Below are 15,436 nucleotides of genomic sequence, written 5' to 3'. Positions count from 1 at the left end.
CGAAACGTAATCGTATTAAGTTCCTGTTTATGACACGCTCAGTAATTCTTCTTGCCTTGCTAATCAGCCTTTTGCTTGCCTGTGGACCCGACCGGGTACAGTATACGAATGAATTGAAACAGGAGATGGCTGATTCGAAAATCAAGCGTATTACAGATGCGGATCTGATCGAAACAATTGATAATATGGGTGGGAAGGTCAGTGCTGTGGTCGAGAAAGAATTAGCGACAGAACTTCCAAAAACGACAGATCCCGCCGATCGCGCGAAACTCTGCCAATTGCAGAATCTGCCCCGTGTAAAGGCCATTGCCGAACGCTATGCGCTTGATATTCGCCTGCTGGGGGCTGCCGATGTGAAGAATAAGTCATTCAGCCAGAAAGAACGCGACATTCTGGACGCTTACCTCTATAATGCCAAGCAGAAATTAGCGCCTATCTCGAACATTCAGAAAATCAGCGATACACTCTTTGTTTACAATATGGCTCTCCCTACTGATAGCCCGATCTGCGAAGCCTGTTTCGGAAAGCAGGAGATACCATTTGCCGTATGGCGGCTGGCGTTCAGCAAACGGGAGGTAATTCGACGGATGAATTCGACCAAAAAGAAATAAGCTATAGGGAATTTGCCCAACTAATGAGCTGCCTCGCTGTTTCGGCCGGATTGTTTGTTTGTACCGAAAATGAATGAACCGTTGTCGAATCACGCTGCGCTAAACCATGCAAATAGGCTTTGTCATAATAATCGAGCGTCAGATCGGCAACCGTGGCGTAGTCGTGGTGAGCAAGAGCGTCCAGAGCCTCTTTTGTTACTTTACCTCCCAGGCGTTTCCGAATCCGTTCGGTTGCGGCAATGAGTAGATCATGATCAATGCCCGTATATTCGGATACCAGTCGGCAAATCCTGATTTCTTTGGGCATGTCGACAAAGGCTACCTGGGCAGCCCGCATTTGCTGCCAAAGCGCCATTGGAATAAAACAGGAGCCGATATTTCTGCTCTCATCTTCAAGCCAGATCCGCCGGTTGGGATTTAGTTGCCGCCATTTCTCGAATAAGACGTTCTCGAATTGTTCGGTAGCGGGTTGAGCCGCCTGCCCGATAGCACCGTATGTTGACCCTTTGTGATGCGCTAACGCTTCCAGATCAATAATTTGCTCACCTGCCTGTGCCAGCGCTTTCAGAATGTCGGTTTTGCCGCTGCCTGTTTTGCCGCCCAGAATAAGGAGGGGGCGGGGTTCCGCAAAAGCAGCCAGCACGGTGTTACGATAGGCTTTATAGCCCCCCGCCAGTGTAGAAGCAGTTAGTCCTGCGGTGTCGAGAAGCCAGGCAAAAGAGCCGCTGCGCATACCACCCCGCCAGCAATGGACCAGCACTTCTTTGGTTTGCGGATTTAGCTTTTTCGACTGTTTAACGAATCCTGCCAGCTTTGGGCCTACCAGATCAAGGCCTACCAGAACGGCGGCATCTTTACCTGCATTCTTGTATTTTGTACCAACCTGTGCCCGCTCGTCATTGTCGAACAATGGAATACTAATCGCTCCCGGAATATGAGCATGGTCGTATTCTCCCGGTGACCGAACATCGATGACGGGAAAAGTTTGCGCCTTATCTAAAAATTCTTCGACCGATAGCTGATGAACCATTCCTGACCAGGATTACACGGATTTAGGGATTAATCTGATTTCGCTCATTACTGTTCGTAATAGTAGTCAAAATCCAGTGAGTTGTTCAGTCAGCGTAATCAATCATGCGGGGACACCCGTCGCTTCAGACGATAGACAGCGTAAATACATCTGAATCGTATTCTCGAGCCCAAAGTAGAGCGCATCACAGACCAGGGCATGACCGATAGACACTTCTTTGAGGCCGGGTATCTGTTCGTCAAAGAAACGCAGGTTTTCCAGACTCAAATCGTGCCCGGCGTTGAGTTCAATACCCAGTTCGTTGGCTTTGCGGGCTGCCTGCACAAAGGGGGCAATGGCCGCATCGCGATTGGCGACATAATGGGCAGCATAAGGTTCGGTGTATAATTCAATCCGGTCGGTCCCGACCGCTTTGGCTCCCTCGACCATACGTTCGTCGGCATCTACGAAAATAGAAACGCGAATTCCGTCTGATTTGAAAGTGTCGACCAACCGGCGGAGATGATCGGCATGGCGAATCGTATCCCACCCGGCATTCGACGTAATGGCATCGGGCGCATCCGGAACGAGGGTTACCTGTTCGGGTTTCACCCGTTTTACCAGCTCGATAAATCGCTCGTCGGGGTTGCCTTCAATGTTGAATTCAGTTGTTACCACCTCTTTCAAATCCAGTACGTCCTGATAGCGGATATGGCGCTCGTCGGGGCGGGGGTGTACTGTAATGCCTTGGGCACCAAAACGTTCGCAGTCAAGAGCTACCTGTACAAGATTTGGATTATTGCCGCCACGTGCATTTCGAATAGTGGCAATTTTGTTGATATTAACGCTTAAACGAGTCATTTTCGCTAATGAGTGATTGGGTGAATGAGCGAATACGTGAATAAGCCTTCACAGATTTGTAACTTTGCCGAACCGATGATGGTTCATGGATGAGTAATCAATCAACCATTCTCTGCTTTACATTATCCATTATTCATTACCAAAATGGCTCTGAAACAACAAATTGACGCCGATATCAAGCAGGCTATGCTGGCCAAAAATCAGGATAAACTCCGGGCTTTGCGCGCCATTAAGTCCATGATTTTGCTTGAAGAAACCAAAGAAGGTGGCACAGGCGAACTTAAACCCGAAGAAGAAACCCGGATTCTGACCAAAGCTGTGAAGCAACGGAAAGATTCGGCCGACATCTACCGTCAGCAGAATCGGGCAGATCTGCTGGCAACGGAGGAAACCGAAATCGCCATTATCGAACAATATCTGCCGAAACAGCTTTCGGAAGACGAATTGAAGGAAAAGCTCCAGGCAATTATCACGCGCATTGGCGCTTCGGCCCCTTCGGATATGGGAAAAGTAATGGGCGTAGCGACCAAAGAACTGGCTGGTCAGACCGACGGGAAAGCTATTTCGGCAGCAGTTAAGCAACTTTTACAATAAGCAAAAGCGTGAAAGAGCGAAAAGGTGATTCAGCCTGTTTGCTCTCTCGCTCTTTAGCTCTTTCACCTTTTCACTAGTTGAATACGCTCGACCTGCTGATGATCATTCCCCTGATCTGGGGGGCTTTTAACGGTTACCGCAAGGGTCTTCTGGTGGAGATTGTTGCGGTCATTGCGTTTGTTGTGGCCATGATCGTTGGGTTTAAGTTTCTGGCCTTCGGCATAGAATTGCTGAGTCCGTACATCAGTCGCGAACTGGCACGCAAACTGTTGCCCTGGCTGGGATTTTCGGTGATTTTTTTTCCTACCGTGTTCATGATCAACCAGATGGGTTTTGCGCTCCGGCGCTCTCTGAAATATACACTTCTGGGAACGTTCGATAGTGTGGCAGGGGCAGCTGTTGGTCTTTTTACGTGGGTGTTTGGAATTAGTGTAATCCTTTGGTTGTTCAGCTATATGGGTGTCAGAATACCCCCCCGCCAGACCGAAGGTGCCTTTTTGTACGCGTACATTCGGCCAGTTGCTCCTCAAATAATGGACAAAGCTGCTGTTTGGGTACCTAAAGGGCTGGAAACAGGGAAGAAATGGCGGGCAGAAATTAATGATTGAGTCGTTGAATGATGGAATTGTTGAATGAACAATCTGTAGTTCTGGTGAATAGGGCGGCACATTCGATAATTCAATCATTCAGTCATTCAACAAGTCAAAATGGATAAACAAGACATTCGCAAACTTACAGCCGCTCAACTGAAAGACTGGCTGGCGCAACAGGGCGAACAGGGATTCAGGGCGAAGCAAGTTCATGAATGGCTCTGGAAAAAATCGGCTCAGTCGTTTGAGCAGATGACCAATCTTTCTCTGCCAACGCGGGAATTATTAAAAACTCACTTCGAAATTCGGCCTTTAACTGTCGATCAGCAACAACGTAGTAATGACGGCACCATCAAATCGTCGTTTCGACTGTTCGATGGCAATCTGGTCGAGGGCGTGCTGATTCCGGCTCTCCGTAACGATGACGTGGACCGTATGACGGCCTGTGTATCAAGTCAGGTCGGTTGTTCGCTGACGTGTAAATTCTGCGCGACGGGCTATATGGATCGCAAACGCAACCTCGATGCCGCCGAAATTTATGACCAGGTGGTGGCTATAGACCGGCAGGCGAAGGAAAATTATGATGCACCGCTGACTAACATTGTCTACATGGGCATGGGTGAACCGCTGCTAAATTATAAAAACGTGCTGGAATCGGTCGATCGAATTACATCGCCCGACGGGTTGGGTATGTCGCCCAAGCGGATCACGGTGTCGACAGCGGGAATTGCCAAAATGATCAGGCAACTCGGCGATGATGCGGTGAAATTTAATCTGGCTTTGTCGTTACACGCGGCCAATGACCAGAAGCGCGATCAGATTATGCCCATCAATGAAAGCAATACGCTTCAGGCTCTGGGTGATGCGCTGGGCTATTTTTACAAAAAAACGGGTACTCGTATTACCTTTGAATACATCCTGTTTTACAATTTTAATGATACCCTACAGGACGCACAGGAGCTTTGGAAATTTACAAAACGGGTTCCGGCAAAAATCAACATTATCGAATATAATCCCATTGCAGAGGCAAATTTCAAGAATACAGATCCGCAATCGCTGGATAAATTCGCTGGTTTTCTGGACAGTAAAGGCGTAACCGTAAATGTCCGTCGTAGCCGGGGTAAAGACATCGATGCTGCCTGTGGACAACTGGCTGGCAAAAAGTAGAATCATCAACATGCGATTTAGGTGACCAGCCGTACCACACCACATTGTCAGGAATCATAACCTGACTGAGACGTAACACGTTGCTGAACTGCAGAAGTCATACGATATTCGGTCTCTACTTAACAATTTGGTAATACTGCTATGGCCAGTTTACCTTACTTTTGTGGCAATCATCGGCTTACGGACTTGCTGTTTGCCTAATCATAGAAGATCTCCCACCCATGTTTGGATTAGAAACGGATGTTTTTATCCTCCTGTTTATCAGCTTATTCGCTGCCTGTGCTTTCGAATTTGTTAACGGTTTCCACGATACGGCCAATGCCGTTGCCACTGTCATTTATACCAATTCACTGAAGCCAACGGCAGCCGTTGTATGGTCAGGAATATGCAATTTCACCGGTGTTCTGCTGGGTGGTATTGGTGTTGCAATGGGTATTGTAAACTTGTTGCCGGTCGAATTACTGGTCGACCAGAACGTTTATCACAGTGTTGCTATGGTATTGGCCCTGTTGCTGAGTGCCATCATCTGGAACCTTGGCACCTGGTATTTCGGACTGCCAAGTTCAAGTTCCCATACCCTGATCGGATCTATTCTGGGCGTAGGTCTGGCTTTTTCTACCATGCCTGATAACAAAGCTGGATCGGCGGTAAACTGGGAAAAGGCGATTGAAACGGGCGAAGCACTGCTGTTATCTCCTCTATTGGGCTTTAGTCTGGCCATCGTATTGATGTTTGTTTTACGTCGATCGGTGCCCGAGGACGTTAAAGGTCAGCTTTTCAAGGAGCCCAAGAAAAATAGTCTTCCACCTTCCTGGATTCGTGGTGTCCTGATTGCAACCTGTTCGCTGGTTAGTTTCTTTCATGGCAGCAATGACGGTCAAAAGGGAGTGGGCCTGATCATGTTGATTCTGATCGGTATTGTCCCCTTTCATTTTGCCGTACAGCCCGATCTTGATCCGCGTCTGATGCAACCAAACATTACGGGTATCGAACAGACGATCGCAACGCTGGATTCAAATCAGCTTGCGCCCATAAACCGTGATCGCCTGGCGCGTACCCGTATTGAACTGGCCGAACTGAAGGCGATGGTCAATGCTCCGCTGGTCGATAATAAAATTCCCAAGGAAGAACGCTTGAATGTTCGGCGCGATCTGCTGCTTATCAACAGCAACATGAATAAAATTGCCGAAGATGAAGGGGCCAACCTTAGCGCGAGCCAACTGGCGGTGATGAAAAAGAGCCTGAGCGAAGAAAACGGTTTGCGTCGTTTTACCGATTATGCTCCATTGTGGGTAATTCTGATGATTGCTCTTTCGCTTGGCCTAGGTACGATGATCGGCTGGCGCCGGATTGTGGTAACCGTTGGCGAAAAAATTGGCAAGCAGCATTTAACGTATGCACAGGGCGCTTCGGCCGAACTGGTCGCTGCCAGTATGATTGGGTTAGCATCGGCGTTAAAACTGCCCGTTAGCACCACGCACGTTCTCTCTTCGGGCATTGCAGGAAGTATGGTTGCCAGCAAAGGGGTTAAAAATCTTCAGGCGGGTACCATTCGGAACATTGCTTTAGCGTGGGTATTGACGCTACCTGTTTCCATGCTATTGGCCTTCACACTTTACCTTTTATTCCGCTGGATTCTTTAACAGCGCTTTGAGCGAAAGCGAAGATCAACTCGTTGAGTCGGGCCGTAGAGCCTGAAGCAACTAACCTTTTGGGAAGTTGGTCTTTGCTTCGATTATTTCACCCATTCGGGCGCATCCTGTTCGATGGCGTGTCGAACTTTGGCCACAATATCGTCGACGGTATCGTCGGGGCTTACCAGAAGTGGCGCTTTAAACTTTACGGTTAATAATGTATTGCGCTTTTTGAACCTCAGTCCTTTCTTATCGAAGGCCCGGCGGAAACCGTTGATAACTACCGGTATTACGATTGGCTCGTTGTTTTTGATAAGATGTCCGGTCCCTTTCCGGACCGGAGCGTAGGGACTCGTTGTTCCTTGTGGGAAGCTAACCACCCAGCCATGAGCCAATGCTTTCGCGATTTTATCGTTGGCAGACGTGTCTACCGATCGCTGTACTTCGCGCCCTTCAGCACGCCAGGAGCGTTCAATCGTTAAAGCACCGCCCGCCGAAAAAATTCTGGGCACAATTCCTTTCTTCATCGTTTCTGATGCCGCCACGTAGTATTGCCGGGCTCGGGGCCCAAGAAGATACACCGGTGGTAGCATCGTATTCTGAAATCCCCATTTAACGGCGCAGAAGATATGGAAGAAGGCAATAACGTCGGCAAAATAAGTCTGGTGGTTCGACAGGAAGAGGACGTTATTGATCGGTAAGTTTTCCAGATTTTCGGTGCCCTCAATCTGAATTCGATTGACGACTGTGTAACGAGCATAGGTAAGCCAGCCAACAATACCAATCAGCATACGTCTAACCAGAAGTGAGTTGCCAAACGGATCTCGCTCAAAAATGCCGAGCAGGTCTAAAGGCATCAGAAACTTAGGCAAGTAGCTAAATTTAGTAGGCTTTATGTATTTCATCACAGGTTAAGGGGGTCGCAATTCGATTCAATACATTCGATTGAATAGCCATTGTATCGTGGCTGTTTACCAACAGAATGCGGTGAATTAGTAAAGTTACAAGTCCGCTATAATGTTTTCAAGAAAAAGTACAAACCGATGAATTATAAAGAAAATGCCCGAACAGGATTTAGGCCTGTTCGGGCATTGAGACTAGTAGAAATAAGCTGGTTAAGCCGGTTCTGCAAGAGAGATCTGTTCGTAAACACTATCCCATAAAGCAATTCGGGCAACCAGAGCCGCTTCAACGGCTAGCGTAGCCTCGTTCCAGCGTTGGGTATCAGATCCGCAAAGTTCGGCCGTCATGGCTTTAGCTAAATGCGAATGATGGTCGCCATCGACTTCAATATGTCGTTCGAGGTAATATGTGAAAAGGCCAAGCCGTTCGGGCGACTGATCTCGCAGTTGTCGGACAAGAGCAATAAACAGATCGGGTATCAGATCTTCGCGCCCAAACGTAAATACAGCTGCAATTTCATGCAATTGACCTTTTTTGATTAGATCAAACGTGAAATTGACAAATTGGCGGCTCCCTTCCGGCAAACTCACGTTTGAGAGCGCTTCGTCGATGGTTTGGCCCTGGGTTAGTTCGCTTATGAGTGCGTCGATCTGATGAGTAGGGGCACCAGCCTCATTCATAGCCTTCAGATAAAGCTCAAAATGACTGAGTCGATTGCCATCCGGATCGATGTCACTTTCTTCTCCAACAACGATTTCGTTGATCAGATATCGTGTTTCGGGATTGCCAATCGGCCTCCAGGGAACATCTACGCAGGTCAGATTACGCTGTAAGGCCTTCAACAGCGACATGAAGTCCCAGACAGCCCATACATGCGACTGCATAAATAACCGCAGATCGTCGATGGTACGCACCGAAGCATATAGCGGATGATTGGTTAGTTGTTGGCGAAGCGGCTCGACGCGATCCGACAATAAATTTAGTTGCTCATTCATAGAGGATTGTAAAATAATTTCAATTCATCATTAATCTTTTTTTCAAACGCTCTGTCCAACCATCGATTTACACAAAACGCAGACAGCCTATCGCAAACGCTTTACACAATCAAGTTCAGGTTCCTATTTTACCAATCCATTTTTTCCTTCAGACCATGAAACGTATTGTGCTTGCCCGTGTTATTGCGTTTGCCTTTACCCTATTCGCTGTTCAAACATCATTTGCTCAGGTTCAGATCGGTATCCGGGGTGGTGCCAACTGGGGCTTTGCGTCCAAGCCCGATTTTCTGGGTAGTCTTACACCAAATCTGCATCCTTCGCCCGGCCCAACCGGTGCCATTTTCTTAGATATTCCAGTTAGTGACCGCGTATCATTCCGTCCTGAAGTGGCTTATGTACAAAAAGGATTCGTTGTTAAAGAAGGACTGGATATTAATCTTGGTGGATTTACACTACCTCTGGGGGCTCGGATTGCCTATCAGTCACAAACCATCGAAATCCCTTTACTGGCTAAAATAAACCTGTCCGACGGTGCGGTTCAGCCTTATCTGATTGCTGGCCCGGCGGTGAGTTACGCCCTCGATGGCCGAGTTCGCACCCGTGCAACGGCGCTCATTACGACCCAGCCTATCGATGTCGACGTTAATTACGGTAACATGCTGAGTCGCTGGGATGTTGGCGCTGTTGGTGGCCTGGGTTTATCGATGGATGCTGGTGTTGGTAAGTTCTTCATTGAAGGCCGCTACACGCATGGGTTCACCCGGCAGGTACAAGTTCCAGTCATTAACATCAATGCGCGTAACCGGGGCGTGGCCGTATCGCTGGGCTATTCATTCCCGATCGGCGGCTATTGATCTTCGATTTCATCATTCACTACAAGATTTTATATTTTTTGTTGAATCAACCTGAATCAGTAAAGGCGGGGCTAATTAGCTCCGCCTTTCTTATTAGGACAAAAATTTGGATACTAAATGTATACAAATTTTCTTATTCGAAAATAAAATCCATGTTTTTATCTTTATAATTTTCATCATCCAGTTCCAGAAACTCTTCCCAGAAAGGATCATTAGGTAAGCCAGCCTTACAGATGATCGGTCGATCCGGCGCTCCGGCCTGTTTGACCGGATGAATGAAATACAGGCGACGGGCATGGAGATAGATTTTTTTGTCGGCAACAGCCCGATCATACCCGTATTTAACATCACCCCGAATGGGGGAGCCCATGTGCGCCAGCTGTGAGCGAATCTGATGCGGCCGACCCGTAATTGGGTTTACTTCAAGCAGATAATGCTCATTGATTTTGCCCATTACGCGATACGATAGTTCGGCTTTCTGCGAGCCCGGAACTTCATAATCATAAACCGTTACCTGGTTCTTCTGCTCATCTTTAATGAGCCAGTTAACCAGTTTATCGGTATTTTTGGGTGGCTTGTGTCGAACGACTGCCCAGTAGGTCTTTTGTACCTGCCGTTTACGGAAGATTTCGTTCATCCGTTCCAACGCTTTCGATGTCCGGGCAAACACAACCAGTCCACTTACCGGCCGGTCGAGCCGGTGTACTAAACCCAGAAATACTTCACCGGGTTTTTCGTATTTTTCTTTTACGTACTGCTTCAGTACATCCAGCAGGGTAGTATCGCCTGTGCGGTCACCCTGAACCAGAATCCCCGGCTCTTTATTAACAATCAATAGGTGATTGTCTTCGTAAATCACCTGAAATGGTTTCTTATTCATAAGTAACGCGGGTTTTCACCCGCGATATAACGTCTTCTCCGGGTTTCCACCCATGTTACTTAGTTACTAACTCAATAAGCTTCTTTCTCGTTCGGAAAGTCGTTGGCTTTTACATCGTCCACGTAATGGGCAATAGCCTTGGTTATAATCGTGTGCAAATCGGCATACCGGCGTAAGAAACGAGGCTTAAACTCATTATTGATGCCCAGCATATCGTGGAGAACCAGAATCTGACCGTCAGCATCGGGCCCAGCGCCTATACCGATGGTTGGAATAGTAAGGCTTTTAGATACTGTTTTGGTCAGTGTAGCGGGGATTTTTTCCAATACAACCCCAAAACAACCAATGTCCTCAAGCATGTGGGCATCGTCGATGAGTTTTTGCGCTTCCGCTTCTTCTTTTGCCCGGACGGCGTAAGTGCCGAATTTATAAATAGACTGGGGTGTCAAACCCAAATGGCCCATTACCGGAACGCCTGCGCTTAGTATGCGGACAATTGATTCCCGGATCTCCTGGCCACCTTCCATTTTTACGGCATGAGCGCCCGATTCTTTCATGATTCGAATCGCCGAACGCAGTGCTTCGGAGGAGTTGCCCTGGTAGGAGCCGAAAGGGAGGTCAACCACAACTAACGCCCGTTTGACACCTCGTACTACCGAACTGGCGTGGTAAATCATCTGATCGAGCGTAATTGGCAAGGTGGTTTCATGGCCCGCCATTACATTCGAGGCCGAATCGCCGACCAGAATCAGCTCAACGCCAGCCGTATCGACTACGCGCGCCATCGAATAATCGTAGGCGGTGAGGGCTGAGATCTTCTCCCCCTTATTTTTCAGTTCCTGAATGGTGTGCGTTGTAACGCGCTTGATATCGGGATTATGAACAGACATGTCAGTGGTCAGTTGCAATTCTGAGTAAGCAGTCAAATGGCTGCAAAGGTAGTGCTTTTTAGTAACTGACAACTGAAGCTTTCGAATAGCTTAATGAGGCTGGAGCCAAGACTCCGGGTTGAGTTTGGTAAACTCTTTCCAGATCTGGAATTGCATTTCAGAAACCCCATTTTTATCGGTCGCGACGGTACCAATCGATTCGCGGGCTTTTACGCGTTGCCCAACCCGTACGGAAACACTACGCAACTTGGCATAAACCGTAAAGTAGTCGCCATGCTGAATAGCCACGACATTGTTCATCCCCGGCATATTGGCCACGTCCTGTACCACACCGTCGTAGACAGATCGAACACCTTCTCCGGCATTGGTTTGAATATCAACACCCTGATTTTCAACATAAATGCCTTTTAGTACGGGGTGAGGCTTTCGCCCGAAGTGGTCAGAAATAAAGCCTTTTGTAACAGGCCAGGGGAGCCTTGACCGAGAAGCTGTAAAGGAAGAAGCCAGTGCCGACTCTTCATCGTTAAGGTTATTGTTACGGCGTTCATCTGGTTTGGCAGGAGCCGGTTCGGGCTCGGCTGGGGTCTCTGCTTTGGCTACATCGGCGGGGGCTGGTTTTTCGCCCGCTTTTTCAGCAGCAGCAATTGCTTCTTCGGCTCGTTTTCGTTCGGCGGCTTTACGGGCCGCTTCGAGTCGGGCTATGCGTTCGCGTTCGGCACGCTCGCGGGCTTCCCGCTCCGCCCGTTCTTTTGCTTCCCGCGCAATCAGCCGGGTAATCATGGATTCCAGCCGACCAACCGCCCGGCGACTTTCGGCCAGCTCAGCACGAAGTTCAACTTCTTTAACACTCAGCGCTTTGACAACCTGATTTTTTTCATCTTTCAGGTTTTCCAGCTTTTTACTTTCCTGCACTTTCGTTACCAGCGTTCCCTGTTGCTCTTTGCGTTTTCGCTGAGTGGCCTGTTGCTTCCCCTGCAACATCGTCTGGACATTATTCATCTGCCGAACCTGACTTTGCCGGGCATCAGAATATTGACGGAGATACCGGTAACGGGCAACCAACTGGTTGAAGTTATCGGATGCAAACAGAAAACCCATTGGATTGACCTGCTGACGGCGTTTATCCGCTGCGTACACCATCGAGCCATATTCGGCCTTTAACTTGTTCAGGTCGCGTTTGAGCGTATTACTGGCCTGGCGAAGTTCGGAAATCTCGGACTCGGTCAGTTTAAGATCTTTATTGAGCAGGTTAATTTGCTGCGATTGCGCGTTAATCTGCTGATTAAGTGCTTTGAGCTGCCCCAGGCCTACCTGTTTTTCGGATGCGGTCTGATTGAGAATGGTTCGAATCTGCCCCATTTTCTCCAGGTTTTGCTTCTTCTCTTTTTCCAGTGTCTGCCGATTCCGTTGGGTTAGCTGTGCCATTCCAGGTATTGCCAACAAATATAGGCTTACCAGTAAGCCCAGGCTCAGTTGGAAAGAAACAGGCATCGAAAACGCTTTAGATTGCATAAGGGCTAAGAAACAAAATTACTTACGGCCGACGTTGATAACTGGCTGGAATCGTGAATGGAAATCCTGGAGCTTTATCAACCAGTTCAACTTTATTGTGTTTAATCCGTAGCAATGTCTGGTAAAACTGACCATCTGTTCTCGATTGGTAATCAAGCGTTACCAGGCTTGTATACGGAAACAGAAAGTTATTCAGCGACGTAAAATCTTCATAATCCAGCCGCAAGGTGTTTTTTGTTGGCTGTTCGGTTACCATCAGTTTTTTTAGTTTCCGATCCTGCTCACCAATGTAGTTTTCGACCAGTACTTTACCCTCGCTCTGGCGTAACAGTAAATAATCCCGTTCGTTTTTGATTTTCTGAGCCGGGCGTTTGGGCAACGGTAAATTACCAACGATCAGTGCCTGTAATAATTCGAAATTCATGGCGAAATTGAATTGCTTGCTCAGAGTCGGAAAATCATAAACGGAGTACTCTTTATGAATTTTATTGATAATTGTGATCGAGTCGCGGGTAATCAGTCCGCGCACTGCTTCGATTCCTAATTTGGATACTGACAGCCAGATCAGACTGTCTTTGCGGACCCGGATGTTGATGTTGGCGTTATCAATATCCTGATTGGGGCTTTTGAATGAAATTTTTGATTTGGCCGTCAGAAAGCGAAAGTCGATCTCGGCCACGTTAGCCCGTGCTTCTTCAATGCCTGGACGTGTTGGGCGAGGTGTTGTGGCTATTGAATCGACCGGTCGAACTGGTGTTGGGTGATCCGCCACCGAAGAGTCGGGCGTTATGGTAGTCGATGAGGTTGGTGTTGAAATGGTGGCAGTTGGTTGAGAGCTGCTCGAATGAGATAGATGCCGACGTCGACAGCTTTCCGAGTTTACCAACACGCCCAGAAGAAGAACAATTAACAGGTATTTATTCATTTGGGTGGTTTTCGGCATTCAGTATTTGACTTTCGGTCTTCAGTTTTGGAGGGCTTTGGGGTTATTTACTAACCGTCAGCAGCCTTAATCGTAAACTATAAACCGTAAACCATACGTCAGAAACCGTTTTACAACTTTCCGGTGGCAATTTTCTTTTCTAAATCGGGACTGCCACCACCTTTTGTTTTCGCAAGTTTCCATTGCTCGGCCGCCTTGTCGGGTTGGCCAAGCTGATAGAGAACATCGCCATAGTGTTCGATAATCGTTCCGCTTACACCCGCCGGATCGGCCACTGCTTTTTCCAGATATTGCTTTGCCTTGGCATAATCTTTCGAAATATAGAGCACCCAGGCGTAGGTATCCAGGTAGGTTGCATTGGTTGGATTCCGTTCTACGAGCTTTTGAGCCAGCTGCAAAGCCCGTGGCAAATTTGCTTTCCGCAATGACAGAAAGTAGCTATAGTTATTGAGAACGTGATCGTTCAATGGGTCTACTTTCAGCACCGCTTCGTAGGCTTCGTCGGATTTTGCGTGATCGCCAAGGCCATTATAGGCATCGCCTAATTGGGCTTCAATGCCTTTCTTGAGTTCGTTGTTCGAGGTAGCAGCCAGCAATTTTTTACTTTCTTCCAACGCATCGACAGCTTCCTGATACTTCCGCTTATAGAGATTGGCCGATCCATTCGAATACCAGAAAAGCCCTTGTGTCGGAAACACTTCGAGCGCTTTTTGGGAGTGATCGAGCAAACTATCTACCTGATTCAATTCACCATCTAATTGCAATAAGGCGCCCCAAACCTCATAGATTGATCCATCTAAACGAGCCGCTTTGGCGTAGGCGTCACGCGCTTCAACTTTCTTGCCCTGCTGCATCAGTAAATCCGCAACCATCACCTGTGTTTTGGGGTCGTTTGGCGAGGTTTTAGCTAAATTCTGCGCCATACTGAGCGCATCCTGTTGGGCCGTAGGGTTTTCTCCGGTCATGCCAACGTAACTCGACAGAATGCGGGCTTTTAACCCCGCTTCCAGATTCGGATTGGAAAGGACCTGATTCAGTTCTTTGCTAACGCGGGCCATATCGCCCTTTTTTCGATAAATATCGGCCAGCAGAACGTGTGCCTGAGGTAGATCTGAATTAAGTTTCAGCGCTTTATCGATCCAGGTGATGGCCTGGTCAGTACGGTCGTTGGCGATGAGTAGTTCGGCACCTTCGAGAAGATAATCAGGATCACCTGGCTCCGAAGCAACTAATTTCTCGGCCTCTTCAACCGCTTTGTCAATTTTATTCTGCTTAAGGTAGATTCGCTGTTTCTGACGCGTAATTTCTTCATTCAGTCCCAACTCCCGTTCTACCTTGTTATAGGTATCGAGGGCTTTATCAGGTTTTTCGTCGAAAAGGTAAATCGCGGCCAGTTCAACGCCATACTCTACATTTTCGGTGCCTTTTTTTAGCAGCGTTTCATAGAGCTCTTCGGCTTCAACATAGCGTTTCTGTTTGACATAAAGTTCTGCCAGCAGGAGGGCGTAAAATTTATTCTCTTTATCCAGCGAATAGGCTTTAGAAGCATAAGGAATGGCTTCGGTGGTTTTGCCGGTTTTTATCAGGGCATTCGCCGTTGAGTATTGTGCAGCTGCATTGTTGGGGTATTTCTGCAGGATTTTGCCAAACTGGGCAATGGCTTTTGCCGGTTCATCGGTCATCATAAACCGCATTCCTTCAGCAAATAGCGTTTCTTCTTCCATCCGAACCGTGGTTGTTGAACCTGATCCGGGTTTGGCAATGGTCGAGTCAGCTTTGATGCGTTTACGTTGCGCTACTGCAGGCGATGCCGTAAGCCATAGCACCATACTCAGGCAACCAACTAACCCGATAAGTCGATGATTAAGAAGAAATCTGTATGATGTATTCATGTTGGTCTGCGTGTCGTAGTGCATCATTAACGAAAAACGCGGCTCAACCCGTTCTATTGCGCTTTTAGTTTAAATAAAGCCCTAAGGCAAAGGTAGTTCAA

Annotated in this window: 15 protein-coding genes; 6 read left to right on the top strand and 9 right to left on the bottom strand. The window is 47.9% G+C overall.

The genetic code is table 11. The features are described from left to right. The first annotated feature begins 29 nt into the window (after positions 1-29). Positions 30-611: a hypothetical protein gene (locus GJR95_RS26865; RefSeq protein WP_174260235.1), complete on the top strand. Its 582-nt coding sequence runs from the start codon at positions 30-32 to the stop codon at positions 609-611. A 1-nt stretch (position 612) separates the two neighbouring features. On the opposite strand, the gene mnmH is transcribed toward GJR95_RS26865, so the two are convergent. Continuing rightward, positions 613-1,641 carry a tRNA 2-selenouridine(34) synthase MnmH gene (gene mnmH / locus GJR95_RS26860; protein ID WP_162388790.1) on the bottom strand — a complete coding sequence of 343 codons (1,029 nt, stop codon included), beginning with the start codon at positions 1,639-1,641 and terminating at the stop codon, positions 613-615. Positions 1,642-1,743: 102 nt separating this feature from the next. Continuing rightward, on the bottom strand, positions 1,744-2,481 hold the full coding sequence (locus GJR95_RS26855; protein WP_162388789.1) for a pyridoxine 5'-phosphate synthase: 738 nt from the start codon (positions 2,479-2,481) through the stop codon (positions 1,744-1,746). A 144-nt stretch (positions 2,482-2,625) separates the two neighbouring features. On the opposite strand from GJR95_RS26855, the gene GJR95_RS26850 reads away from it, so the two are divergent. The 4 genes from GJR95_RS26850 (at position 2,626) to GJR95_RS26835 (ending at position 6,475) form a co-directional block, all read left to right on the top strand. Next, positions 2,626-3,075 carry a GatB/YqeY domain-containing protein gene (locus GJR95_RS26850; protein WP_162388788.1) on the top strand — a complete coding sequence of 150 codons (450 nt, stop codon included), beginning with the start codon at positions 2,626-2,628 and terminating at the stop codon, positions 3,073-3,075. Positions 3,076-3,173: 98 nt separating this feature from the next. Beyond that, positions 3,174-3,683 (top strand): CvpA family protein, encoded by a 510-nt coding sequence (locus GJR95_RS26845; RefSeq protein ID WP_162391879.1) that lies wholly within the window; start codon positions 3,174-3,176, stop codon positions 3,681-3,683. Between the two features lie 99 nt (positions 3,684-3,782). Then, positions 3,783-4,832, top strand: a complete 1,050-nt coding sequence (rlmN, locus tag GJR95_RS26840; RefSeq protein ID WP_162388787.1) for a 23S rRNA (adenine(2503)-C(2))-methyltransferase RlmN — start codon at positions 3,783-3,785, stop codon at positions 4,830-4,832. A 221-nt stretch (positions 4,833-5,053) separates the two neighbouring features. After that, entirely contained in the window at positions 5,054-6,475 is a 1,422-nt protein-coding gene (locus GJR95_RS26835; protein WP_162388786.1) for an inorganic phosphate transporter, read from the top strand. Between the two features lie 92 nt (positions 6,476-6,567). Here the strand turns inward: GJR95_RS26835 and GJR95_RS26830 are convergent, their stop codons facing one another. Together GJR95_RS26830 and GJR95_RS26825 are read right to left on the bottom strand one after the other, a co-directional pair. Next, positions 6,568-7,371, bottom strand: a complete 804-nt coding sequence (locus GJR95_RS26830; RefSeq protein ID WP_162391878.1) for a lysophospholipid acyltransferase family protein — start codon at positions 7,369-7,371, stop codon at positions 6,568-6,570. A 210-nt stretch (positions 7,372-7,581) separates the two neighbouring features. Further along, positions 7,582-8,364 carry a DUF3050 domain-containing protein gene (locus tag GJR95_RS26825; protein WP_162388785.1) on the bottom strand — a complete coding sequence of 261 codons (783 nt, stop codon included), beginning with the start codon at positions 8,362-8,364 and terminating at the stop codon, positions 7,582-7,584. Positions 8,365-8,519: 155 nt separating this feature from the next. On the opposite strand from GJR95_RS26825, the gene GJR95_RS26820 reads away from it, so the two are divergent. Beyond that, positions 8,520-9,218, top strand: coding sequence for a porin family protein (locus tag GJR95_RS26820; RefSeq protein WP_162388784.1), 699 nt, complete (start codon positions 8,520-8,522; stop codon positions 9,216-9,218). A gap of 133 nt (positions 9,219-9,351) precedes the next feature. Here the strand turns inward: GJR95_RS26820 and GJR95_RS26815 are convergent, their stop codons facing one another. From GJR95_RS26815 to GJR95_RS26795, 5 genes are all read right to left on the bottom strand, one after another. Then, positions 9,352-10,098, bottom strand: a complete 747-nt coding sequence (locus tag GJR95_RS26815) for an RluA family pseudouridine synthase (RefSeq protein WP_162388783.1) — start codon at positions 10,096-10,098, stop codon at positions 9,352-9,354. A gap of 71 nt (positions 10,099-10,169) precedes the next feature. Next, positions 10,170-10,988, bottom strand: a complete 819-nt coding sequence (gene panB, locus GJR95_RS26810; RefSeq protein WP_162388782.1) for a 3-methyl-2-oxobutanoate hydroxymethyltransferase — start codon at positions 10,986-10,988, stop codon at positions 10,170-10,172. Positions 10,989-11,078: 90 nt separating this feature from the next. Beyond that, positions 11,079-12,500: a murein hydrolase activator EnvC family protein gene (locus GJR95_RS26805; protein ID WP_162388781.1), complete on the bottom strand. Its 1,422-nt coding sequence runs from the start codon at positions 12,498-12,500 to the stop codon at positions 11,079-11,081. A 22-nt stretch (positions 12,501-12,522) separates the two neighbouring features. Further along, positions 12,523-13,425: a DUF4292 domain-containing protein gene (locus tag GJR95_RS26800; RefSeq protein WP_162391877.1), complete on the bottom strand. Its 903-nt coding sequence runs from the start codon at positions 13,423-13,425 to the stop codon at positions 12,523-12,525. A 128-nt stretch (positions 13,426-13,553) separates the two neighbouring features. Then, the gene (locus GJR95_RS26795) at positions 13,554-15,335 is read right to left on the bottom strand and encodes a tetratricopeptide repeat protein (protein WP_162391876.1); all 1,782 of its coding nucleotides are present in this window, start codon (positions 15,333-15,335) and stop codon (positions 13,554-13,556) included. Positions 15,336-15,436: the final 101 nt, after the last annotated feature.

Source organism: Spirosoma endbachense, assembly GCF_010233585.1.
Lineage (GTDB): Bacteria > Bacteroidota > Bacteroidia > Cytophagales > Spirosomataceae > Spirosoma > Spirosoma endbachense.
This window is presented reverse-complemented; position numbering and strand designations above follow the sequence as displayed.

Excerpts from the sequence above, each read along its gene's own strand:
- GJR95_RS26795 (WP_162391876.1), bottom strand. The coding sequence starts at position 15,335 with ATGAATACATCATACAGATTTCTTCTTAATCATCGACTTATCGGGTTA.
- GJR95_RS26800 (WP_162391877.1), bottom strand. The coding sequence starts at position 13,425 with ATGAATAAATACCTGTTAATTGTTCTTCTTCTGGGCGTGTTGGTAAAC.
- GJR95_RS26820 (WP_162388784.1), top strand. The coding sequence starts at position 8,520 with ATGAAACGTATTGTGCTTGCCCGTGTTATTGCGTTTGCCTTTACCCTA.
- GJR95_RS26815 (WP_162388783.1), bottom strand. The coding sequence starts at position 10,098 with ATGAATAAGAAACCATTTCAGGTGATTTACGAAGACAATCACCTATTG.
- mnmH (WP_162388790.1), bottom strand. The coding sequence starts at position 1,641 with ATGGTTCATCAGCTATCGGTCGAAGAATTTTTAGATAAGGCGCAAACT.
- GJR95_RS26865 (WP_174260235.1), top strand. The coding sequence starts at position 30 with ATGACACGCTCAGTAATTCTTCTTGCCTTGCTAATCAGCCTTTTGCTT.
- GJR95_RS26855 (WP_162388789.1), bottom strand. The coding sequence starts at position 2,481 with ATGACTCGTTTAAGCGTTAATATCAACAAAATTGCCACTATTCGAAAT.
- GJR95_RS26825 (WP_162388785.1), bottom strand. The coding sequence starts at position 8,364 with ATGAATGAGCAACTAAATTTATTGTCGGATCGCGTCGAGCCGCTTCGC.
- rlmN (WP_162388787.1), top strand. The coding sequence starts at position 3,783 with ATGGATAAACAAGACATTCGCAAACTTACAGCCGCTCAACTGAAAGAC.
- GJR95_RS26850 (WP_162388788.1), top strand. The coding sequence starts at position 2,626 with ATGGCTCTGAAACAACAAATTGACGCCGATATCAAGCAGGCTATGCTG.
- GJR95_RS26830 (WP_162391878.1), bottom strand. The coding sequence starts at position 7,371 with ATGAAATACATAAAGCCTACTAAATTTAGCTACTTGCCTAAGTTTCTG.
- panB (WP_162388782.1), bottom strand. The coding sequence starts at position 10,988 with ATGTCTGTTCATAATCCCGATATCAAGCGCGTTACAACGCACACCATT.
- GJR95_RS26835 (WP_162388786.1), top strand. The coding sequence starts at position 5,054 with ATGTTTGGATTAGAAACGGATGTTTTTATCCTCCTGTTTATCAGCTTA.
- GJR95_RS26845 (WP_162391879.1), top strand. The coding sequence starts at position 3,174 with ATGATCATTCCCCTGATCTGGGGGGCTTTTAACGGTTACCGCAAGGGT.
- GJR95_RS26805 (WP_162388781.1), bottom strand. The coding sequence starts at position 12,500 with ATGCAATCTAAAGCGTTTTCGATGCCTGTTTCTTTCCAACTGAGCCTG.